19 protein-coding genes are annotated in these 21,304 nt (G+C 67.1%); 7 read left to right on the top strand and 12 right to left on the bottom strand.

The features are described from left to right. Window positions 1-158: 158 nt before the first annotated feature. A complete protein-coding gene (locus C793_RS0103495; RefSeq protein ID WP_017429568.1) occupies window positions 159-1,187 on the bottom strand; it encodes a Fe(3+) ABC transporter substrate-binding protein in 1,029 nt (342 codons plus the stop codon). Window positions 1,188-1,413: 226 nt separating this feature from the next. Between C793_RS0103495 and C793_RS0103500 the strand changes: the two genes are divergently transcribed. Then, a complete protein-coding gene (locus C793_RS0103500) occupies window positions 1,414-2,565 on the top strand; it encodes an ABC transporter ATP-binding protein (protein ID WP_017429569.1) in 1,152 nt (383 codons plus the stop codon). On the opposite strand, the gene C793_RS0103505 is transcribed toward C793_RS0103500, so the two are convergent. Next, window positions 2,521-4,179: an ABC transporter permease gene (locus tag C793_RS0103505; RefSeq protein ID WP_051038330.1), complete on the bottom strand. Its 1,659-nt coding sequence runs from the start codon at window positions 4,177-4,179 to the stop codon at window positions 2,521-2,523. The two genes, C793_RS0103500 and C793_RS0103505, sit on opposite strands and share 45 nt — an antisense overlap. Window positions 4,180-4,470: 291 nt before the next feature. On the opposite strand from C793_RS0103505, the gene C793_RS13485 reads away from it, so the two are divergent. Together C793_RS13485 and C793_RS0103515 are read left to right on the top strand one after the other, a co-directional pair. Further along, complete coding sequence (locus C793_RS13485) at window positions 4,471-6,657, top strand: GNAT family N-acetyltransferase (protein WP_017429571.1); 2,187 nt, start codon at window positions 4,471-4,473, stop codon at window positions 6,655-6,657. Between the two features lie 31 nt (window positions 6,658-6,688). After that, a complete protein-coding gene (locus C793_RS0103515) occupies window positions 6,689-8,164 on the top strand; it encodes an aminoacyl-histidine dipeptidase (protein ID WP_017429572.1) in 1,476 nt (491 codons plus the stop codon). Window positions 8,165-8,262: 98 nt separating this feature from the next. Here the strand turns inward: C793_RS0103515 and C793_RS0103520 are convergent, their stop codons facing one another. Together C793_RS0103520 and C793_RS0103525 are read right to left on the bottom strand one after the other, a co-directional pair. Beyond that, on the bottom strand, window positions 8,263-8,739 hold the full coding sequence (locus tag C793_RS0103520) for a Dps family protein (RefSeq protein WP_017429573.1): 477 nt from the start codon (window positions 8,737-8,739) through the stop codon (window positions 8,263-8,265). Between the two features lie 141 nt (window positions 8,740-8,880). Next, the gene (locus tag C793_RS0103525) at window positions 8,881-10,014 is read right to left on the bottom strand and encodes a glycerate kinase (RefSeq protein WP_017429574.1); all 1,134 of its coding nucleotides are present in this window, start codon (window positions 10,012-10,014) and stop codon (window positions 8,881-8,883) included. 203 nt (window positions 10,015-10,217) lie between these two features. Between C793_RS0103525 and C793_RS0103530 the strand changes: the two genes are divergently transcribed. Next, complete coding sequence (locus C793_RS0103530; RefSeq protein ID WP_017429575.1) at window positions 10,218-10,379, top strand: entericidin A/B family lipoprotein; 162 nt, start codon at window positions 10,218-10,220, stop codon at window positions 10,377-10,379. A gap of 51 nt (window positions 10,380-10,430) precedes the next feature. Here C793_RS0103530 and purU read toward each other — a convergent pair whose 3' ends face one another. The 8 genes from purU to C793_RS0103570 form a co-directional block, all read right to left on the bottom strand. After that, the gene (gene purU, locus C793_RS0103535; protein WP_017429576.1) at window positions 10,431-11,285 is read right to left on the bottom strand and encodes a formyltetrahydrofolate deformylase; all 855 of its coding nucleotides are present in this window, start codon (window positions 11,283-11,285) and stop codon (window positions 10,431-10,433) included. Between the two features lie 69 nt (window positions 11,286-11,354). Beyond that, complete coding sequence (locus C793_RS0103540) at window positions 11,355-12,362, bottom strand: ion transporter (protein WP_017429577.1); 1,008 nt, start codon at window positions 12,360-12,362, stop codon at window positions 11,355-11,357. 19 nt (window positions 12,363-12,381) lie between these two features. Then, the gene (locus C793_RS0103545; protein WP_017429578.1) at window positions 12,382-12,906 is read right to left on the bottom strand and encodes an acyl-CoA thioesterase; all 525 of its coding nucleotides are present in this window, start codon (window positions 12,904-12,906) and stop codon (window positions 12,382-12,384) included. 99 nt (window positions 12,907-13,005) lie between these two features. After that, complete coding sequence (locus C793_RS0103550) at window positions 13,006-14,331, bottom strand: TIGR00366 family protein (RefSeq protein WP_017429579.1); 1,326 nt, start codon at window positions 14,329-14,331, stop codon at window positions 13,006-13,008. 57 nt (window positions 14,332-14,388) lie between these two features. Further along, window positions 14,389-15,714, bottom strand: coding sequence for an MATE family efflux transporter (locus C793_RS0103555; protein WP_017429580.1), 1,326 nt, complete (start codon window positions 15,712-15,714; stop codon window positions 14,389-14,391). Window positions 15,715-15,835: 121 nt separating this feature from the next. Beyond that, window positions 15,836-16,084: a YfhL family 4Fe-4S dicluster ferredoxin gene (locus C793_RS0103560; protein WP_017429581.1), complete on the bottom strand. Its 249-nt coding sequence runs from the start codon at window positions 16,082-16,084 to the stop codon at window positions 15,836-15,838. 35 nt (window positions 16,085-16,119) lie between these two features. Continuing rightward, window positions 16,120-16,599, bottom strand: coding sequence for a pantetheine-phosphate adenylyltransferase (gene coaD, locus C793_RS0103565; protein WP_017429582.1), 480 nt, complete (start codon window positions 16,597-16,599; stop codon window positions 16,120-16,122). Then, on the bottom strand, window positions 16,596-18,455 hold the full coding sequence (locus C793_RS0103570) for a beta-ketoacyl synthase (RefSeq protein WP_040475305.1): 1,860 nt from the start codon (window positions 18,453-18,455) through the stop codon (window positions 16,596-16,598). The genes coaD and C793_RS0103570 overlap by 4 nt, the downstream gene beginning before the upstream one ends. Window positions 18,456-18,652: 197 nt before the next feature. Here C793_RS0103570 and trmB point away from each other — a divergent pair, with 197 nt between their 5' ends. From trmB to dacB, 3 genes are all read left to right on the top strand, one after another. Further along, complete coding sequence (trmB, locus tag C793_RS0103575) at window positions 18,653-19,393, top strand: tRNA (guanine(46)-N(7))-methyltransferase TrmB (RefSeq protein WP_245550186.1); 741 nt, start codon at window positions 18,653-18,655, stop codon at window positions 19,391-19,393. Beyond that, a complete protein-coding gene (locus tag C793_RS0103580) occupies window positions 19,375-19,704 on the top strand; it encodes a DMT family transporter (protein WP_017429585.1) in 330 nt (109 codons plus the stop codon). The genes trmB and C793_RS0103580 overlap by 19 nt, the downstream gene beginning before the upstream one ends. A 105-nt stretch (window positions 19,705-19,809) precedes the next feature. Next, on the top strand, window positions 19,810-21,294 hold the full coding sequence (gene dacB, locus C793_RS0103585; protein ID WP_017429586.1) for a D-alanyl-D-alanine carboxypeptidase/D-alanyl-D-alanine endopeptidase: 1,485 nt from the start codon (window positions 19,810-19,812) through the stop codon (window positions 21,292-21,294). The last annotated feature ends 10 nt before the right edge of the window (window positions 21,295-21,304 follow it).

Genomic DNA, 21,304 nt, shown 5'->3' on the forward strand with positions numbered 1-21,304 from the left:
CAAAACGTCCCAATCCGGAATGCTCCAACTAATCCAAAACGCACCAACCCGGAGCACCCCAACCTAAAACGCTCCAGTGCAGAATGGCCCAGCGCAAAACGGCCCGCCATCGAGGGCGGGCCGTATCCGGTTGTGCGCGGCGCGATCAGCGCGCGGGCTTAGCGCCAGCCGACGCGGTCGAAGATGCGTACGGCTTCGGGGTTATTCTCACCCAGGACACTGACGTTGACGTCGTCTTTCTTGAAGTTGCCCCAGGATTCCAGCACCGGGTCCTTGTGGATGCCGTCAACTACCGGGAACTCGTTGTTGCCGGAAGCGAAGATGTGCTGGGCGGTATCCGAGGCGAGGAATTCGAGGAAGCGTACGGCGTTGTCGCGGTTGGGCGCGTTTTCGACGACGCCCGCACCGCCCACGTTAACGTGAGTGCCGCGGTCGTCCTGGTTGGGGAAGATGATCCCCACTTTGCGCGCGGCTTCGCGGTCGGCATCGTCGTCGGACTTGAGCAGGCGCACGTAGTAGTAGTGGTTGGCCACGGCCAGGTTGCACTCGCCGCTGGCGACGCCGAGCAGCTGGTCGGTATCGCCGCCTTCGGGGTCGCGGGCCATGTTATCAACGATGCCCTGGGCCCACTGTTCCGCGTCGTCTTCGCCGTGTTCGGCGATCATCGAGGCCAGCAGCGACTGGTTGTAGATGTTGTTCGACGAGCGAATGCAGATATCGCCCTCGAAGCGGTCGTCGGCCAGGTCTTCGTAGCGGTTGATCTCGCCGGGATCGACCTCTTCGCGGTTGTAGAAGATGGCCCGGGCGCGCTGGCTGAAGCCGAACCAGAGGCCGTCCGGGTGGCGCATGGAGTCCGGCACGCGCTCGTTGAGCTTGTCGGACTCGACGCTCTGGAAGATGCCTTCGTCCTCGGCGCGCCACAGGCGCCCGGCGTCGACGGTGATCATGACGTCGGCGGGGCTGGCCACGCCTTCGCGCTGGATGCGCTCGATGAGCTGGTCGGAGCCGCCTTCCAGCACGTTGACGTCGATGCCGGTCTCGTCGGTGAAGGCTTCATACAGCCGGTCGTCGGAGTCGTAGTGGCGGGCCGAATAGACGTTGATGTCATCGGCCGCTGCCGAGGTGGCGAAGGCGCTTCCGGCGACAACGGCCGCAATGGATGCGGCGAGGCGTGCTGATTGCATCATCGAGTATCCTTTCTGGTTAATGATAATGAATTGCATTTTTTATCGGTTTTCATTTAACCCTTTCGTTCGCGGATCGTCAAGCGCCCGGGCGTCAGCAACGTCGGCCGGGTAAAAGGCGGGCGATGGATGCATTGCGCGCCGGGAAAAACTAGAATGCGAATGGCTTTCAGTTATCCCGGCAGCGAGGCACCTCAGCCGCTGCCCTCGACAATGGCGGAATACGATAATGGCAACCATGCAAACGCCGGCGGCATCCTCGACCTCCGCAAACGTCGCGCCACCATCCAGGGGCGCCGAGGGCCGACCCCCGGCGCTGGCGCTTGGCGACGTGCGCCACCGTTTCGACCGGCAGCCGGTAGTCAACGGGGTGGATCTCAACGTGGCGCCGGGGGAAGTCGTCTGCCTGCTGGGCCCGTCGGGCTGCGGCAAAACCACGCTGTTGCGCATTGCCGCCGGGCTGGAGGTGCTGCAGGAAGGGGAAGTCAGCCTGGAGGGCAGGACCGTTGCCGCGCCGGGTCGGCGCCATGTGCCGCCGGAAAAGCGCAGCGTCGGCCTGGCGTTTCAGGAGTCGGCGCTGTTTCCGCATCTCTCGGTGGTGGAAAACGTCATGTTCGGCCTCAAGCCGCTGCCGGCGTCCGAGCGCCGCCGGCGGGCGCTGGCGCGTCTCGAACAGCTGGGCATGGCCGACTACGCCGAGACCTATCCGCACATGCTTTCCGGCGGCCAGCAGCAGCGCGTGGCGCTGGCTCGGGCGCTGGCGCCGGAGCCCCGACTGATGCTCCTCGACGAGCCGTTTTCCAGCCTCGATGCGCGCCTGCGCGACCGCATCCGCGACGATACCCTGCACGTGCTCAAAAACGTCGGCGCGGCGACGCTGCTGGTCACCCACGACCCCGAAGAGGCGATGTTCATGGCCGACCGCATTGCCCTGATGCGCGACGGCGAGATCGTTCAGACCGGCACCCCGCGCGAGCTTTACTGCGCACCCTGCGATCCGTTCGTGGTGACGTTTTTCGGTGGGGTCAACGAACTGGCCGGCGTGGTGGAAAACGGCAGGGTAGCGACCCCGGTGGGCACCATCGAGGCCGGCTGGCTGCCCGAGGGCAGCGACGCCACGGTGATGGTGCGCCCGGAGGCGCTGCGTATCAGCGAGCGCGACGCCGACCACAACGACCACGCCCACAGCCATGTGATCATGGCCAAGCTGCTGGGGCGTTCAAGCCTGATTCACCTCTGCGCCCACGGCCCGGGCGGTGAAGATGCCCACCTCCACGCTCGGGTGCCGGGGGTGTTTTTGCCCGCCGAAGGTCAGCCGGTGGATATTCATCTGGATCTATCCCAGGTCTTCGTCTTTGCCGACTCGGCTGCCGGGGCGTGAACGCCGCATGGCGAGGCTCAGCAGAATCACCGGGATGATGCCGGCTACCACGATGGCCAGCGATGAGGTCGAGGCCTCGGCCAGGCGCTCGTCGGACGCCAGGCTGTGCGCCCGCACCGCCAGGGTGTCGAAGTTGAACGGGCGCAGGATGATGGTGGCGGGCAGCTCCTTCATGGCGTCGACAAACACCAGAATGCCCGCGGCCAGCAGGCTGGAGCGCATCATCGGCGTGTGAATGCGCCGCAGGGTGCCGCCGGCGGTCTGCCCCAGGGTGCGCGCGGCGGCGTCCATGCTTGGCGTTACCTTGCCCAGGCTGGCCTCCACGGCGTTGAACGACACCGCCAGAAAGCGCGCCACGTAGGCGTAGATCAGGATGAACGCCGAGCCGCTGAAGATCAGCCCGACGACCCTGCCGTAGTGCTCGTTGAGCCAGACGTTGAGGGTGTTATCCAGCCAGGCGAACGGAATCAGAATGCCCACGGCGACCACCGAGCCGGGAATGGCGTAGCCCATGGACGCGACCCGGGAGCTGATCCGGGCGAAAGGCGTGTTGTGAATACGCACCCCGTAACTCAGCAGCAGCGCCATGCCCACCGCGATGACCGCCGCGCTGGCCGAGAGCCCCAGACTGTTGGCCGTGAGGCCAATAAAGCGCGCGCCGAACAGCGCATCGCCGTGGTCAACGGCCAGGCTGAGCAGAATACCGGCGGGCAGCACAAAACCCACCAGCACCGGCAGCAGGCAGGCCAGCAGGGCGGCGCCGGCGCGCCAGCCGCCGAGGCGGTACTCGGGCAGCTGCTGGTAGCGGTTGGTGGTATGAAAGTAGCGTCGCTTGCCCCGTGACCAGCGCTCCAACAGCACCAGCACGATGACAAACGCCAGCAGGCAGGCCGCCAGCTGCGCCGCCGCCACCTGTTCGCCGAGGCCGAACCAGGTGCGGTAGATGCCGGTGGTGAAGGTGTCGACGCCGAAGAACTGCACCGCGCCGAATTCGTTGAGCGTTTCCATCAATACCAGCGATACGCCGCCCACCAGCGCCGGGCGCGACAGCGGCACGGCCACGCTGGCGAACAGGTGCCAGGGCCCGCGCCCCAGGGTGCGGCCGACGTCGAGCACGCATACCGACTGCTCGAGAAACGAAGCCCGGGCGAGCAGATAGACGTAGGGGTAGAGCACCAGCGTAATCAGCGTGGCCGCGCCGCCCAGCGAACGCACGTTGGGGAAATAGTAGTCGCCGTATTCCCAGCCGGTAAGCTCGCGCAGCAGGCTTTGCAGCGGCCCCGCCACCTGGAGAAAATCGGTGTAGGCGTAGGCGATGACGTAGGTGGGTACAGCCAGCGGCAGCAGCAGCGCCCACTCGAAGATCCGCTTGCCGGGAAAGCGACACATCACCACCAGCCAGGCGGTACCGGTACCGATGATCAGCGTGCCCGTGCCCACGCCCAGTACCATCCAGAACGTATTGATCAAATACCCCGGCAGCACCGTCGAGGCCAGGTGCTGCCAGACATCGCCGGCCGGAAAAAGAATATGGCTGAACACCACGATCACCGGCAGCGCCACCAGCAGCGCAATGGCAAAGAGCATCAGGGCCCAGGGGCTGATGCCCGGCATGCGGCGGTAGCGCAGGCGGTGAAAGAGGGCGGGCAGCCCGCGACCAACGGCATGAGACAAAACAACCCTCCTTCGCGTCCGGGTTTGGCGGGGTGACAGGTGATAATGCGATTAACTCTCAGCGGTAAATCGTATCATTGGCGCCACCCGACCTGTAGCTTTATTGGACCGTACGCGTGGTAGACGGTGAAAATCGCCCGGGCAGTCGACAACGACGCGCGCGCCACGATGCAGATGAAGCGACGCAAACAATACGCGGCAAACCATACACGGCAAACAACAGGAGGCCGGATGAGCAAAGGGCGGCTGCCGGATAGCCACCGGCGCGGCATCAGCGCCGTGCTACACCATATCGCCAGGCTGGCGCGCCGCCGCACTCGCCGGCTGCTGTGGCTGGAAGGCGATGCGGCGACCGGGCGCTGCCGGGCGCTGGCGCTATGGCAGGCGCGCGACTGGGCCGCGCCGCTGTGGATGGGGACGCCGGCTGAAGAGACCGCCGATCTGCCGCCAACGCTGCCCCCGAGCAAGGCGCGCACCCGCCTGGGGCAGGAGCACGAGCTGGTGGTGGTCGATGCCACCACGGGCCTGAATCCGGATGCGCTGGGCGCGTTGGGCGGCACCCTCACCGCCGGCGGGTTGCTGGTATTGATAACGCCCGCCGGCTGGGGCAACGAGCCGGACGCCGACTACCGGCGCATTGCCGACCACCCCCACGCCTGGCAGGACCTCAGCGCGCACTACCTCGCCCGGCTGGAACGCTGCCTGGCCGCCGATGCCGGCGTTATTCGCTGGCGCGCCGGGGTCGCCGCGCCCTGGCTGCCGCGCTTTTCCGCTTCGTCGGCGGCTTCCGCGATACCCGAGGATTCGGCCTGCATAACCGAGGATCAGGCCCGGGCGGTCGCTCGCCTCTCGCGGTTGAAACGCCGACGGCCGCTGGTGATTACCGCTGATCGGGGCCGGGGCAAAAGCGCCGCGCTGGGTATCGCCTGCGCCCGGCTGCTGGCGCGCGGCGTGGCGCACATCGCCGTGACCTCGCCGCGCCCCGATGCCGTGGCGGCGCTGTTTGCCCACGCCGCCGCCGAGGCGGGCGTTCGCCCGGAAAAAACCGGGCGGCTGACGCGGGAAAACGGCGGCGTGCTGGAGTTCTTTGCCCCGGATGCGCTGACCGCCGCCGTGGAGGCGGGCACCCTGGGCGGCGACGGCAGCTATCTGATGGTCGACGAAGCCGCTGCGATCCCCCCGGCGCTGCTGGGGCAGTGGCTTGACGCCTTCCCACGGATTGCCTTTGCCACCACCGTTCACGGCTACGAAGGTTCCGGGCGCGGCTTTGCGCTGCGGTTCCGCGAGCGCCTGACGCGCCAGACACCGCAATGGCAGGCGCTGACGCTGACCGAGCCGGTGCGCTTCGCCCCAAACGACCCGCTGGAGGCCACGCTCAACCGGCTGCTGCTGTTACGCGCCGCGCCGCCGGCGCCGGTAAGCCACGAGGGTAGCGCCGTGGGTTGGCGCGAACGCGAGACGCTGGCGCAGGACGAGCCAACGCTGGAAGCGCTTTTCGGCCTGCTGGTGCAGTCGCACTACCGCACCACGCCGGACGATGTGCGCCAGCTGCTCGACGGGCCGGCGACCCGCATCGGCGTGCTGGGCGACGCCCGGGCGCCCGCCGGGGTTGCGGTCATGCGCGAAGAGGGCGGTTTTGACGCCGCGCTGGCCGAGCAGGTGGCGCGCGGCGAACGCCGCCCCCAGGGGCATCTGCTGGCGCAGTCGCTGGCGGCTCACGTCGGTTGCCGCGACGCGTTAACCGCGCGGTGGCAGCGGATAACGCGGATTGCAGTGCACCCCGATGAGCGACGGCAGGGCGCCGGCCGCCGGCTGCTGGCGGCGGCCGAAAAAGCAGCGCGAGACGATCATGCCGATCTGCTGGGCGCCACCTTCGGCGCCGAGGCGGGGCTTCTGGCGTTCTGGCAGACCGCCGGGTTTGTCCCGGTGCGGCTGGGAATCTCCCGGGATACCGCCACCGGCGAGTACGCGCTGATGGTCGCCCGGGCGCTGACCCCGCGCGGCGAAGCGGTACTCGGCGAGCTGTCCCGGCGTTTTGCCCGGAACCTGCCGGGGCTGTTGGCCTTTGATCTGGCCGGCTTGCCGCCCGCCGCGCTGGTGCGGCTGCTGCCGGCGCTGCCGCCGCCGGCGGTGCCGGAGGCAGCGCGCCAGGCCATGTACGACGTGGCCTACGCCCGCCGGGACCCGCGCCTGGCACGGCCGGCGCTACAGGCGCTGGCCGTGGCCGCCGCGCATCGGCTGCTGGGGGCCCGGGCGCATGACGCCTGCGCCGAGCTGGCGGGCTTTGCCTTTCAGAATCGCCCTCTGGCGGGGAGCCATCGCGAGCACGTCAGCGCGCTGCGCCACGCGACCGCGACCTTGCTGAACGCGGCCGGGCACAGCGGCGGTACGCTTTCGCCCGTGGGGACAGGGGAGTAAAGTGGGAGGATTATCCCAAAGACGAGTTGTCATGAACGAACATCTTGACGCGCTGGCCCCGGTACCGGTCTGGCGCCATTTCCGTACCCTGTGCAATACGCCCCGGCCCTCGGGCCACGAAGAGGCGCTGGTGGCCGCGCTGGAAGCCTGGGCCGACGAGCGCGGGCTGGCCCACGACAGCGATGCCTTTGGCAACCTGCGGATTCAAAAGCCCGCCGCCAAAGGCAGCGAAAACGCGCCCGGCGTGATTTTGCAGGGCCATCTGGACATGGTCGCCCAGGCCAACGCCGACCGCCCCCACGACTTCACCCGAGACCCCATCAGCACCTACGTGGCAGATGGCTGGCTGCACGCCGACGGCACGACGCTGGGCGCCGACAACGGCCTGGGCGTGGCGGCGGCGCTGGCGCTGCTGGAAAGCACCGACGTCGCCCACGGCCCGCTGGAGGCGCTGTTTACGCTGGAGGAAGAGACCTCAATGGGCGGTGCCCTGGCGCTGGCGGAAGACTGGCTGGAAGGCAGCCTGCTGCTCAACCTGGACAGCGAAGAGGGCGGTGAAGCCTATATCGGCTGCGCCGGCGGCAGCGATGTCGTGGTGGACGCGCGCCTGCCGCAGACGCCGGTGGAGTCCCACGAGCGCTGCCTGGATATCGCCCTCACCGGACTCCAGGGCGGCCATTCGGGCATGGATATTCATCGCCCGCTGGGCAACGCCAACCGCCTGCTGATGCGTGTGCTGCGCATGCTGGAGTTTGCCGGCGCGCGGCTGGTGAGCTATCAGGGCGGCACCCTGCGCAATGCCATCCCCCGGGAGGCCTTCGTGCGCGTTGCCCTGCCGGCGGACGAGGTGGATGCCGTGACGGCGAGAATGCCGTCGCTGGAAGCCACGCTGCGCAGCGAGCTGGGCCGGGCCGAAGCGCCCATCACCCTGAGCGTCACGCCCACGGCGGCGGAAAACGTCCCCGCCGAAGCGCTCAACCCCGATGCCAGCGCCATGCTGGTGGCCGCGCTGCACGCCGCGCCCTGCGGCGTGGAACGCATGAGCGCCGAGGTCGACGGCGTGGTGGAAACCTCCAACAACCTGGGCGTGTTGCAGCTGGAAGACGGCCGCTTTCACCTCTGCGCCCTGGTGCGTTCGCTGCACGACAGCGCCGTTGCCGCGATGACCGACCGCTTTCGTGCGCTGTTCGGGTTGATCGGCGCCAGGGTCAAGGCCGAGAACGCCTACCCCGGCTGGGTGCCCGACCCGCAAAGCCCCTTGCTGCAGAGCTTTATCGACTGCCATCGGTCGCTGCAGGGCGGTGAGCCGGCGGTCAAGGTGATCCACGCGGGGCTTGAGTGCGGCATTCTGGGCAGCAAGTACCCGGGGCTCGACATGATCTCCTTCGGCCCCACGATTCGCGGCGCCCACTCGCCGGACGAACGCGTGGAGATTGCCTCGGTCGACGCCTTCTGGGCGCAGCTCAAGGCGCTGGCGGAAGCGCTGGGGCGCCAGACCGCAGCGTAGCCCCGGGGTTTATAAGAGCTTGATCAGCAAAAAATACGACGAAAAAAACGGCACCTCGAAGGGTGCCGTTTTCGTATGGTGCGGGCGAATCGGGGCGTTTAACGGCCCAGGTAGGCGTTGAGCATCCAGATGGTTTTTTCCTGCTCGCGGATGTACTGCCCGGCCTGGTCGGCGGTGCCTTCGTCGCCGGCGTCTTCGGTGAGCTTGAGCACTTCGCGCTGTAGCTCGATCAGCGTCTGGTAGCCCCGGACGATGCCTTCCACGCAGGCCTTGCCGTCGCTGACATCCTTGTCTTCATGGATGCGCGAGAGTTTGACGTAGTCGCTGTAGGCGTGAACCGGCGTGTAGCCCAGCGTCAGAATACGCTCGGCAACTTCGTCCACCTTGAGCAGCAGATCGTCGTAGAATTCTTCGAACTTGGGGTGCAGCTGAAAGAAATCCTGGCCTTTGACGTTCCAGTGGTAGCCGCGCACGTTCATGTAAAAGATCTGGTAGTTGGCCAGCAGCTGGTTGAGCTTGTCGGCCAGCTGTTCGGCGCTGGTCTGTTTCAGGCCAATGCTGTTGATATCGGTCATACTGCCTCCTGGTGAAAGCCGCGTGGCGGCATTGGAATCAGTCAAACCCGTGTCCGTGCACGTTTTGGCTTACTCCGGTATATGCCGGCGAACAGCGCCGGATTCAAGGGGCGGGCTCCTGTTCAGCCGACTTTTATCCGGCTATCCGGCGGCGTGCCATAGCCGGGCAATGCTGTCGCAGCGGTCGGTCAGCAGGTCGGCGGTGCGGGCCACGGCGTCTTCGAGACTGGTGGGGCCGTCGGCCAGGGCAAAGGCGGCGGTGACGCCTTCGTCGTAGCAGGCCTGCCAGCCGTCGCCCAGGCTGCCGGCGAGCACGACCACCGGCTTGCCTGCAGCCTGGCCCGCGCGGGAGACGCCGATGGGGGTCTTGCCCGCCAGGCTCTGGCCGTCGAGCCTGCCTTCGCCGGTGATCACCAGGTCGGCTTCGGCCAGGCGCTCGGCCATGTTGGCCTGCTCCATGATCATCTCGATGCCGGGTTTCAGCGCGGCGCCCATGAAGGCCCGGGCGGCAAAGCCCATGCCGCCGGCGGCGCCGGCGCCCGCCATGTCGCGGTCGTCTTCGCCCAGTGCGGCGGCGCTGACGTCGGCAAAGTGGCCCAGCGCGCGGTCGAGCTCGTCGACGACCTCGGGCGCGGCGCCTTTCTGCGGGCCGAAAACCGCGCTGGCGCCGTGGCCGCCGAGCAGCGGGTTGTCGACGTCCACGGCGGCTTCCAAGGCCAGCGTTGCCAGGCGCGAATCCAGCCCCGAGAGGTCCAGGGTCTCAAGCCGGGCCAGATCAGCACCGCCCGCGGCGAGCTCCTGGCCCTTGGCGTCGAGCAGGCGCGCGCCCAGCGCCGTCAGCATGCCCGCGCCGGCGTCGTTGGTGGCGCTGCCGCCGAGCAGCAGCAGGGCTTTTTCCGCGCCGGCATCCAGCGCGGCGGCAAACAGCTCGCCCACGCCGTAGGTGGTGGTCACCCGGGCATCGCGCTCGTCCGGCGTCAGCGCCTGGAGGCCGCTGGCTTCGGCCAGTTCGATAAACGCCGTGCGCTCTTCGGCCAGCCAGCCCCAGGTCGCGGTCGCCGGGCGGCCCAGCGCATCCTGCACCCGGGCCTCGCGGCGTTCGGCGCCGGTCGCCATGATCAGCGATTCGAGGCTGCCTTCGCCGCCGTCGGCCAGCGGGCAGGTGCGGGTATGCGCCCCGGGCAGGGCGCGTTGAATACCGCACGCCATGGCATCGGCGGCGCCCTGGGCGCTCAGGGCATCCTTGAAACTGTCGGGGCAGAGCAAAACGTGCATCGTGCCAACTCCTTGTAGTGATCTCTTATAAGTATTATACGAAAGGCCAAGCATGGCGAAGTCGACAAAGCATAGCAGGCAAGCCCCCGCTGCGAACCCCCCGAGCGCGATCCGACAGTGCGCTGGCGTCAGCGAACGTTGCCGTCGAGCGGTCGACGCTGCCAGGCTGCGGGTGTATTCCATAACGGCAACAGGAGACACACATGACTTCAATGACAAACCGCAACGTATTCGGCAGGGCGCTGTTGGGCGGCCTCGCCGCACTGCTCGTGGCCGGCATGCTCACCGGCTGCAATACCCTGGCCGGCGTGGGCCAGGATGTCGAAGAGGGCGGTGAAGCCGTGCAGGAGGCCGCCCAGGGGTAAGCCGCCGGCGGCAGCCGGGTGTGGCACACCCGGCTCGGCGATGCCCTGGCGTCAGGCAAACACCACGGTTTTGTTGCCGTGAATGATCACGCGATCCTCCAGGTGCCAGCGCAGGCCTCGGGCCAGGACGTTTTTTTCCACGTCGCGGCCAAAGCGCATCAGATCCTGCGGCGTGTGGCAGTGGCTGACGCGGTGAATCCCCTGCTCGATGATCGGCCCGGCATCGAGTTCCTGAGTCACGTAGTGGCAGGTAGCGCCGATCAGCTTGACCCCGCGTTCATAAGCCTGATGGTAGGGCCTGGCGCCGGCAAAGGAGGGCAAAAAGCTGTGGTGAATGTTGATCACCCGCCCGGCGTAGCGTGCGCATAAATCCGGCGGCAAAATCTGCATGTAGCGCGCCAGCACGATGCAGTCGGCGCGCATGTCGTCCACCAGCTGCTCAACCCGAGCGAACGCCGGCGCCTTGTTGTCGGCGTCGACCGGGACGTGGTGAAAGGGAATGCCGTGCCATTCGGTCAGTGAGCGCATACTTTCGTGGTTGGACACCACGCCGACGATATCGCCGCCCAGCTCGTCGTTGCTCCAGCGGTACAGCAGGTCCGCCAGGCAGTGATTCTCCTTGGTCACCATAAGCACGATTCGCTGGCTGTCGCGGGAATCGGTCATCGCCCAGTCCATCTCGAAGGCGTCGGCGATGGGCGCAAACGCGGCCCGGAAATCGCCGTGGGTCATGTTGATGCTGTCGGCGCGCACTTCGTAGCGCATGAAAAACCGCCCGGTTTGCAGGTCGGAGTGCTGGCTGGCTTCGGTGATGGAGCCGCCGTGGTCGGCAATAAACCCCGACACTCGGGCAACGATACCCACGCGGTCGGGGCAGGAAACAATCAGGCGATAAAAACAGGACATGCAGGAACCATCATTGTGGCTTGGGCAAAGCCGGTTGAAAGAAAGCCGCGGCTTTGGCGCGCGGCGGCGTTACTCATAGCGATCCTTCCACGCCTGGTGGCTGACCTGCTCCTTGAGCATTTCCAGCGCGTCCACCAGCACCGCTTCGGTGACCTCGGCGCTGCCCGCGTCGACGGTCAGCCAGGCGTCAAAGCCGCTTTCGGCGGTATCGCTGACCAGGGTGCGAAACCCGGGGGTATGAATCCCCTGTGCCAGTTCGTCCACCAGCCGGTGCGCCACGCCGGCCAGCGACGCCTCCAGGCTGCCGGAGACCGCGCTGCCCATGGGCAGCCGTTCCAGCCGGCGGATTTCCGGGCTCTCGCGCAGAGTGTGATTGACCACTTCGCTGATGTAGCGCATCACCGCGTCGCGGTTGCCGTCGTAGGCGCGCCCGGCGCTGGTTTCGAGGCGCTGGGTGATCTCGCGGATGAGCTGTTCCTTGCGCGGGACGACCACGCGGTTGATCAGGCCGTCGGCCAGGGTGCTGTCGGCCTTGACCTGCTGCTGGACGTTGTTCAGCAGGCGCACGGCAATGCGGTCGGAAAGCTCTTCGAGGAGGATGTCGTAATACTTGGCGACAAAGCGGTAGGCCGTCCAGCGCTCGATGTGCACCAGCCCCAGGCGATTCAGGCGGTGTAGCAGCGAGATAACGCGCAGCGCACGCAGCAGGCGAAAGCCGCCGAGCGGGATACAGCCGAGCACGTCGTACCAGTGGATGAACGGGTAGAAAAACCAGCGGTGGTAGCGTTTTTCCACGATGGCCAGGGTCCAGCCCAGCAGCACGTCGGCGACGAACAGCGCCACGAAGGCCAGATCGATCCGGAAAAAGCGCTGATGAATGACGCTGTCATAAAAGCCGTGGGCGCCGGGGGCGACGGCCTGAAACGCCTCGTTGAGCGGCTCGATCAGAAACAGCGAGTCCACCAGCAGCAGCGTCAGATTGGCGACCACGGCGATGATGATCAGCACGTCCCCGCCCAGATGGACGAGCTCGACGGCGCGCCGGCGTTTGCGGGTAAGCGGCGATGTGGCCGACATGGGCTACCTCCGGGCGGCGTTAGCGGTTGGCCTGGTGTTCCTGCTGGGCGCGCTCCTCGGCCTGTTCGGCTTCCTTGCGCAGCTTCTTGCGCAATGCGGCCTTTTCAAAGCGCAGCTCCTGCAGCGGGGTCTTCAACGCCAGCGGCGGCACTTTGGCCGGCTTGCCGTTATCGTCGACGGCGACCATGGACAGATAGCAGCTGTTGGTATGGCGGATGACCTGGTCGCGGATATCTTCCGCCACCACCTTGATACCCACCTCCATGGACGAGCGGCCGACGTGGTTGACGCAGGCCAGAAACGTCACCAGCTCGCCGACGTGAATGGGCTGCTTGAACAGCACCTGATCCACGGACAGCGTGACCACGTAGTGGCCGGAGTAGCGGCTGGCGCAGGCGTAGGCGACCTCATCGAGTTTCTTGAGAATCGCGCCGCCGTGAACCTTGCCGCTGAAGTTGGCCATATCCGGCGTCATCAGCACGGTCATGGAAAGCTCATGCTGGTCGGGCAGCATGTCGTGGTACGCATCGGTATTGTCAGTCATGAAAAGCCTTCGGATAAAAGGGCCGTCGCCCTGTTTTTGGGCGCAGTGTTTTGGGGAACAATAGAGAAACGCCGCCGCGGCGTACAGCCGTGATGTGGCCTATAGCCAGAGCAGCCCGGCGCCGATGACCAGGCCGGTCACCACCAGCTGAATCAGCCCGACGCCGAGAATGTCGCGGGCCCTGAGGCCGGTGATCGCCAGCATCGGCAGCGCCCAGAACGGCTGGATCAGATTGCTCCAGGCGTCGCCCCAGGCCACGGCCATCGCCGCGCGGGGGAGATCCATGCCCAGCGTTTCGGCGGAGTGGATAACGGCCGGGGCCTGCATCAGCCACTGTTCGCCGCCCGGCGGCACCAGCAGGTTAAGCGTCCCGGCGCCGAGAAACACCCACAGCGGCAGCGAGGCAGCGGTCGCGGGTGCCAGCAGGGTGTCGGTCAGCGACAGCGCCAGCCCCGACTGTGCCATGACCGCCATTATGCCGGCGTAAAGCGGGAACTGGAGAATCACTCCGGCGGTTTTGGCAGCGCCGGCTTCCAGGCAGTGGTACAGCTGTACGGGCGTGCGGTGGAGCACCAGAGCCGTTGCCAGCAGCCCCAAAATCAGCGTGTTGAGGGTCAACCCTCGACCCAGCCAGAGGGCATCGTAGGCGACGAACAGCAGCGCCGGCGCGGCCAGCAACCCGGCCAGCCAGTGGCTCTGCGCCAGCCGTTCGGCCAGGTGGGTCCGGCGCGGGCGCGGTAGCGGCTCCTGCGCCTCAGGCGTCGGGCCTTCCGGGGTGCCGGTAAGGCCCAGCAGCCGGTTGAGCAGCGGCAGGATTACCGCGAGCCCGGCGAGAATGCCAAGGTTGTACGGCGTCAGCAGGGTGTCGGCGAGTGCCAGGGTGCCGATGCGCTCGGCGAAGTCGTGGCCCTGGGCGGCGATCATCTGCGGTATGCGACCGCTCAGCCCGCCATGCCAGACCACCAGGCCCGAATAGGCGCTGGCGACCAGCAAACGGTAGTCCACCGCTATTTGGCGCGCCAGCGCCCGCGCCATCAGCGCGCCGGCCACCAGCCCCAGTCCCCAGTGCAGCAGGCTGGCGGTGAGCGCAACCAGCGTCACCCACGCCAGGGCGCGGCCGGGGGTAGCGATGATCCCGGCGATCCGCTCCAGTGCCCGGTTGAGCGGCGCCGCGCCGGCCAGCGCCATGCCCGCCAGCGTCAGCAGCAACACCTGCATTGACAGCGCCAGCTGGCTGAAGGCGCCGTTGCCCCACAGGCTCAGCACCTCCAGCGGCGGCCGGCGCTCAACGGCGACCGCGGCCACGATGACCCCGATGGTCAGCAGCAGGGCAATGGTCAGCGGGTCCGGCAGGTGGCGTTCCACCGGCCGGCGTATTCCGCCAACAAGCGGGCGGGTCAGGGTGCGTAGGGCAGATGTCAGCATGGCATCCCGTGTGTGAGTGTCAGAAAGCATCGCCGGGGCGGAGCGTGGCCGGCTGTGTCAGCCGTCGCGCTGGCGCCAGCGGGTGCGCCGGTAGCGTTGATAATAGCCGACCAGCACCGCCGAGCGCACCAGCGTAAACAGCATAAAGGCCAGCCAGAGGCCGTGGTTGCCCAGCGGCTGTGCCAGCCACCATACCGGCAGATACACCGCCAGGCCGATGAAAATACTGTTGCGCATCTCCCTGACGGCGGTGGTGCCGATGAACACGCCGTCGAAAAAATAGCTCCATACCGCGATCAGCGGCATGGCGACCATCCAGGGCAGGTAGACCGCGGCGGTGTCGCGCACCTCGGGCAGATCGGTCAGCAGCGCGATCAGGGCGTTGCCGCCCAGCGCAAAGCATAGCGCCGCGATGGCGGCGGTGTAGAGCGACAGGCGCGCGGTGGCGCTCACGGTTTGGGCAAAGGCGCGCCAGTCGTCGCGGCCGAAGGCGCGCCCTACCAGCGACTCCGCGGCGTGGGCAAAGCCGTCCAGCCCGTAGCTGGTGAGCATGATGAACTGCAGCAGCACGGCGTTGGCGGCGAGCACGGTATCGCCCTGGCGGGCGCCCTGGGCGGTGAAAAACGCCATGGCGAAGAGCAGGCCCAGGGTGCGTACGAAGAGGTTGGCGTTGACGCTGAACAGCGCCTTGTAAGCGCCCAGGGCCAGCAGCCGCCGGCGCAGAAACTGCCCCGGCAGGCGCCCCAGCTGGCGCAGCACCAAGGAGCCGCCGAAGGCCAGCGCCGCATAGTCGGCAATGACGCTGGCCCAGGCCACGCCGTCGCTGCTCATGCCCAACCCCACCACGAACCACAGGTCCAGAATAATGTTGACCACGTTGGTCAGCAGCAGAATCCAGAGCGTGACCCGCGAATTCTGCTGGCCGAGAAACCAGCCCAGAATAACGTAGTTGGCCAGCACCGCCGGGGCCGAGAACAGGCGGATGTGCGCATAGTCCCGGGCCAGCGGCGTAGCCGTGGGGCTGGCATCCAGCAGCCACAGCCCCAGCGTAATCAGCGGTGAAGCCAGCAGGATCAGCAGCACGCCGATGAGGCCTGCCATGATCAGCGCCTGACCCAGCAGATTCCTGACCGCCATATTGTCGCCGCGTCCCACGGACTGGGCGGTCAGCCCCGTGGTGCCCATGCGCAGAAAACCGAAGCCCCAGTAGAGAAAGCCGAACAGCGTCGCCCCCAGGGTAACCGCCGCGAGGTAGCGGGAATCCGGCAGGTGGCCGACCACGGCGGTATCCACCAGCCCCAGCATGGGAACGGTGATGTTGGAGAGAATAATCGGCCATGCCAGCGCCCAGATACGCCGGCGGGTAGGGGCGAAGTCAGACACGGTGTTTCCTTGCGGGAAGCGTCCCCGGCGTCGGGGGCGGGAAGAAAAAGAAAGGCGGAAAAACAGGAAAGCGGTGACGCGATCGCCGGCGCCCGAGCGTTAAGCGCCCTGCCCGAGCGCGTCAGGCCGCGGTCAGGGTCTGATACCGGGCCATCAGCGCCCCGCGGGATTCCACGCGTTCGGGGTCCTGAGGGATGCAGTCCACCGGGCAGACCTGGCGGCACTGGGGCCGGTCGTAGTGCCCGACGCATTCGGTGCAGCGGCCGGGGTCGATAACGTAGATGTCATCGCCGGCGCTGATGGCCTCGTTGGGGCATTCGGGCTCGCAGATGTCGCAGCTGATGCAGTCGTCGGTGATGATCAGGGCCATGAAAACAACCTTGCGCGGTGTGCCATGAAACGGCGTTATTGCGGGTAGCGTCTGTGTAGCGCGGCCGCCACCTGTGGGTGAACCAGCGGCGAAATATCGCCGCCGAGCCGGGCGATTTCGCGCACGATGGTAGAGGAAATGTACGAGTTTTCCACCGCCGGGGTGAGAAATACGCTTTCCAGGTCGGGATTTTGCGCGCGGTTCATGTTGGCCAGCTGAAGCTCGTACTCGAAGTCGGAAACCGCGCGCAGCCCGCGCAGAATCACCGTGGCGTTCTGCGCGTGCATCATCTCCGTGAGCAGGCCGGAAAAGCCGATGACCGAGACGTTGCCAAGCGAGGCGCAGACATCGTTGACCAGTGCCATGCGGGTGTCGACGTCCAGCGCCGGGTTCTTGCCCGTGCTGTCGGCGACGGCCACCACGATGTGGTCAAAAAGCCGCGCACCGCGCTCGATGATGTCGTAGTGGCCGTGGGTAACGGGGTCGAACGTGCCGGGATACACCGCCGTGGTCATGACGTCTCCTCGCTGTCGCGGGTGTTCAGCCGGCCGAAGGGGTTGTCGGCGTGCAGCGATACCGGCTGCGCATAGCCGGGAACGTGAATGCGGTCGGCGTGAACTTTCAGCTCGGTGCCTTCCAGCACGGCTTCGCCGAACTGGTAGCGCGGCTGGTAGTGGCCGGCATCGGCGCGCTCCAGGTAGTCGGCAGCGGCTTCGCGCACGCTTTCGCGGCGGTCTTTCCAGGCGTGGATGGCGGCCTGGCCGTGGCGTTTGGCCAGCAGCTGTTCGGTCACCCGGGGGGAGAGCACCACGCCGGTCGCGTTGTTGCCGCCAAAACCCTTGGCGTTGAGAAAGCCGGCGTCGGCGTCGAAGGGCACCGGCGTCCGCGAAAAGCCCAGCCGCTCGGCGTACACGTCGTCGGCGACCGCGTCCAGGGTTGGAATACCCGGCAGCATGCCGTGGGCGAAACTGCCCAGCGCGCTGGCCAGCTGGTCGCCGGCGGCGGAGCCCTGGGAGTGGCCGACAAACGCCTTGATCGCCGCTACCGGCCAGTGGCTGATGCCGTGGGCCCGGGCGATTTCATCGAAAACGTGGGACTCGGTGGTGCGGTTTTTGGGCGTGCCGGTGCCGTGGGCGTGGAGAAAGCTGCGCTCCCGGAGCGCGGTTTCCCCCAGGATGTCGCGCACCAGCGCGGCGGATTTGCCCAGGGTGATGTAGTTGCCGATGCCGGGGGCGGAAATCGAGCGCTTGAAGCCGTCGGCGTTGACGAACACCTCGGGCACCGCACCGAGAATCTCGGCGCCTTCTTCCAGCGCCAGCGAGTCGTCCATGAGCATCACGAACTGGCAGGATTCGGCCATGGTGAACCCGCAGTTGCGGGCGAAGGGGCGGCAGGCGCGCTGGTAGTCGGCATCGGTAAGCACGTCGAGGGCATCCAGTGCCTTGAGTCCGGCATCGTCGGCCAGCGCGCCCATGGCGCGAAAGCCTTCGATCACCTCGGGGGTGATCGGCGCGTCGGCGGTGCCCACCATGACCACCCGGCGGCGGCCGGCGCGAATATCGTCGATGCCCAGCCGCAGGTTGTAGAGAAAGCTGGCGCAGGCGCCCAGCGCCGCGCCGGTGCCGCCGATGCTGCCCAGTACGTAGGCGTTGAGAAAATCGGCGGGCATCTGGCCGTAGCCCAGCGGCATTTGTTTGGAGGTGGTGCGCTGGCCGGTGACCAGGCTTTTGAGCAGCCCGCCCCAGCCTTCGTCGTCCAGCTGGCCGATGGAGTTGCCGGCGTAGACCGCGACCTGGTCGGGGTCGAGCCGGTCGCGTAGATGCTCCCAGCCGATGCCGCTGGCGCCGAGGCAGTCGCTGGCGCCAAACACGGCCATGGATAGGCCACGCGGGTGGTGGACGCTGCGATACAGCGCCGCCGGGTCGAACCCGCCGGGCAGCTCGGCGGCGGCCTTGACTCTGGGCGTCTGGGCGTCGGGCAGCAGGGCGTTGAATTCGCCCTCGGGGACGCGCACGGTCACGCGCTTGCGGTCCAGCTCGCGGACCTCCCAGTGGCTCGGCAGCTGCTCGGGCAGCTGGCGGCGGCGCAGGGTGAATTCCAGCGGCGCGTCCAGCGCCAGGCTGGCCTGGCGGTTGGCCGGCAGCCCGGGCCCGTTGAAGTCGGCGCTGGCGTTACGCCGCACCAGGGTATGCTGGAGCACCGCATCGCGCAGCCGGTCGGCATCCGCCGTGTCGCCGGGCTCGACAAGACGCATCAAAGCGGCCAGGCCCTGCACGGTCTGGCGTTGTTGGTCGGCGGGCAGCGTATCCAGCACGGTACGGCGAAAGGCCTGGTGGCCCGAGGTTCTGCCTGCCGGATTGATGCCACCCATGCCGACGATCACCGGTAAATGAGACAAGCCGGGTTCCTCGTGGTGCGGTAATGAAAAAACGGATAACGTGGCGCGCATGGTGCGAACGCCGGAAACGGACAGTTTATCGCCTGCGATCATAGCACCGGCCATGCAACGGCGTCATGCCGCAAGCGCCCAGGGCTGGTAGAATCACGCTTTTTGGCCGGGAGGCTGCCATGTCATCAGCCATCTCATCAGTCGGGTCGTCACAGCCCCGGGCGATGCCGTCGGCGCCCAGCCGGGTGGTGGATTCACCCCAGCCCGGCCCGCACCATGATCTGTCGCGCCGGGTCGCGCGGGCGTTCGCCCGGCCGCTGCAGAAACCCCTGGCCGAGCATACCCGGGTCGCGTTCGCGCGTGCCGATGCCTGGCTGGCGGCGCAGAATCGGCCGCTGATAGTGGATGCCGGCTGCGGCGTGGGGCTCTCGACCCGGCGTCTGGCGGCCGCGTACCCTGGCCATGCGGTAATCGGCGTGGATCGCAGCGCCGACCGCCTGGGGCGTGAAATCGGTGCGGTGCCCGACAACGCCCTGCTGGTACAGGGGGATCTGGTGGACTTCTGGCGGCTGGCCTTTCGGGCCGGGTGGTCGCCGGAGCGCCATTATTTGCTGTACCCCAATCCGTATCCCAAGGCCGCGCAGTTGAAAAAGCGCTGGCACGGTCACCCGGTACTGCCGTGGATGCTGGCGCTGGGCGGCCGGCTGGAACTGCGTACCAACTGGCGTCTGTACGCCGAGGAGTTTGCCCTGGCGGTCGGACAGGCTACCGGCCGAACGCCCACCCTCGGGCCGTACTCGCCGCCGGAGGCGGCCGATAGCGAACCTCTGACACCGTTTGAAGCCAAGTATGCACGAAGCGGTCAGCCGCTCTGGCAGCTGACGGTCAACCTGGAGCGACAATGGCATTTATTTACCTGATTCTGGCGATCGTGGCGGAAGTCGTGGCCACCAGCGCGCTGAAGTCGTCCGCCGGCTTTACCCGGCTTGCGCCCAGTCTGGTGGTCGTGGTCGGCTACGGTCTGGCGTTTTATCTGTTGAGCCTGGTGCTGCGCACGCTGCCGGTGGGCGTGGCTTACGCCATCTGGGCGGGGCTGGGGATTGTGCTGGTCACGCTGGTAGGCGTGGTGGCGTACGGCGAGCGGCCGGATATGCCCGCCGTCGCCGGTATCCTGCTGATTGTCGCCGGCGTCGTGGTGCTGCAGATGTTTTCCCGGATAAGCGTCCATTAGCGCTCAGGCCCAGGCCAGCTCCGGGACCAGCCCAAAGAACAGTCCTGGGGCCAGTCCAGAGAACTGTCACGGGCCCCGTTCCAATAAAAGACAAGGAGAGTGGCCATGACCCCGGCCATGAATGATGCTGTTTTGCCCCGCACGCGCCCCGGGCGTCCGCTGGCCGTTCTCGTCGTGGCCGCGCTGGTGCTGTTCGCCGTGCCGGTCGCGCAGGCGGACTTTTCCCGGCTGGCGGGGCTGGCCGACGCGGGCTTTGCGATCAGCGCCGAGGCGCGCCTGCTCGACGGCGAGCAGCCCGTTCTGGGGCGTATGAGCCCCGACCGGGCGCTGTCGCCGGCGTCGGTGACCAAGACCTACATGGCCGCCGCCGCGCTCAACCGCTTCGGCCCTCAGCACCGCTTCACCACGCGGCTCAAGAGTTTGGCCGATGTCGATGATGACGGCGTGCTGGACGCTGATCTCTGGCTCGAAGGCGGTGGCGACCCGGGGCTCACCAGCGAAAATCTCTGGCGGCTGGTGCAGCGCCTGCAGCAGGCGGGAGTGCGGCGGATCAACGGCGGTCTGGTGATCAGCCAGTGGCGGTTCGGGCCGGTCCGGTGCGTTACCGAGGACCGCTGCGAGGCGCGCGAGCGGGTGGCCAACGCCTACAGCGCACCGCTGTCGTCCGCGGGGGTGAATTTCGGCAGCTGGTGCGTCAACGTGGCGCCCGCGGATACCGCCGGCGAGCCGGCGCGCATTACCCACTGCGACGGCCCCCGGGCGCTGACCGAAGTGGACAGCCGGCTGATCACCGGGGACAACGGCAGCCGAACGCGCATTGGCGCCGAGCGGATTACCGGTGAGCACGGCGATGTGATCCGTATCAACGGGGAAATGGCGCTCGATGCTCAGGCGCGGGATGTGTATCGCGGTGCCGGCAACGGCGCGGAGCAGACCGCGGATACCCTGCTGGCGATGCTCGGCCGCTTTGGTATTACCCTGGCCAATGCGCCGCGAGTGACCGCAGACCAACCGCCCGAAGCCGCCGACACCCTCGCCGCGGTGGACGGCCGGCCGCTGCAGGAGCTGGTGCGGCGCACGCTGAACTATTCCAACAACTACATGGCCGATGTGCTCGCGCTGGACCTGGTGGAAACGCCCCATGCCCAGCTGGCGCAGGCCGGCGAGGCGCTCGAAGCCTATGCCGCGGGGCTGGATGACCACGGTGAGCTGACCCTGAAAAGCGGCAGCGGCCTGACCACCGACAACCGCACCACGGCCCACGGGGTTAACGTCATGCTCGCGTCGATGTACCGTCAGAGCTCGCTGTTTCCGGCCTATGTGGCGGGCTTTCAGTCGCCGGAAAACGGCGTGATGCACTTTATTCGCCGGGGGCCGGAGAGCTTTCAGCACAACGTGATGCTCAAGACCGGTACGCTCAACGAACCCTACGCGGTGCGCGCGATGGCCGGCTACTTTCGCACCCAAAGCGGGCGCTGGGGCGTGTTCAGCGTGCTGGTCAACGGCGATAGCACGACGCCCTATCTGAACTGGACCAAAGTGTTCAAGCCCCTGACCCGTGACCTGGCGGAGATGATCGATGCGCACTGACGCGGCAACC

The sequence above is a fragment of the Vreelandella jeotgali Hwa genome, assembly GCF_000334215.1.
In the GTDB taxonomy this organism is placed as follows: Bacteria; Pseudomonadota; Gammaproteobacteria; order Pseudomonadales; family Halomonadaceae; genus Vreelandella; species Vreelandella jeotgali.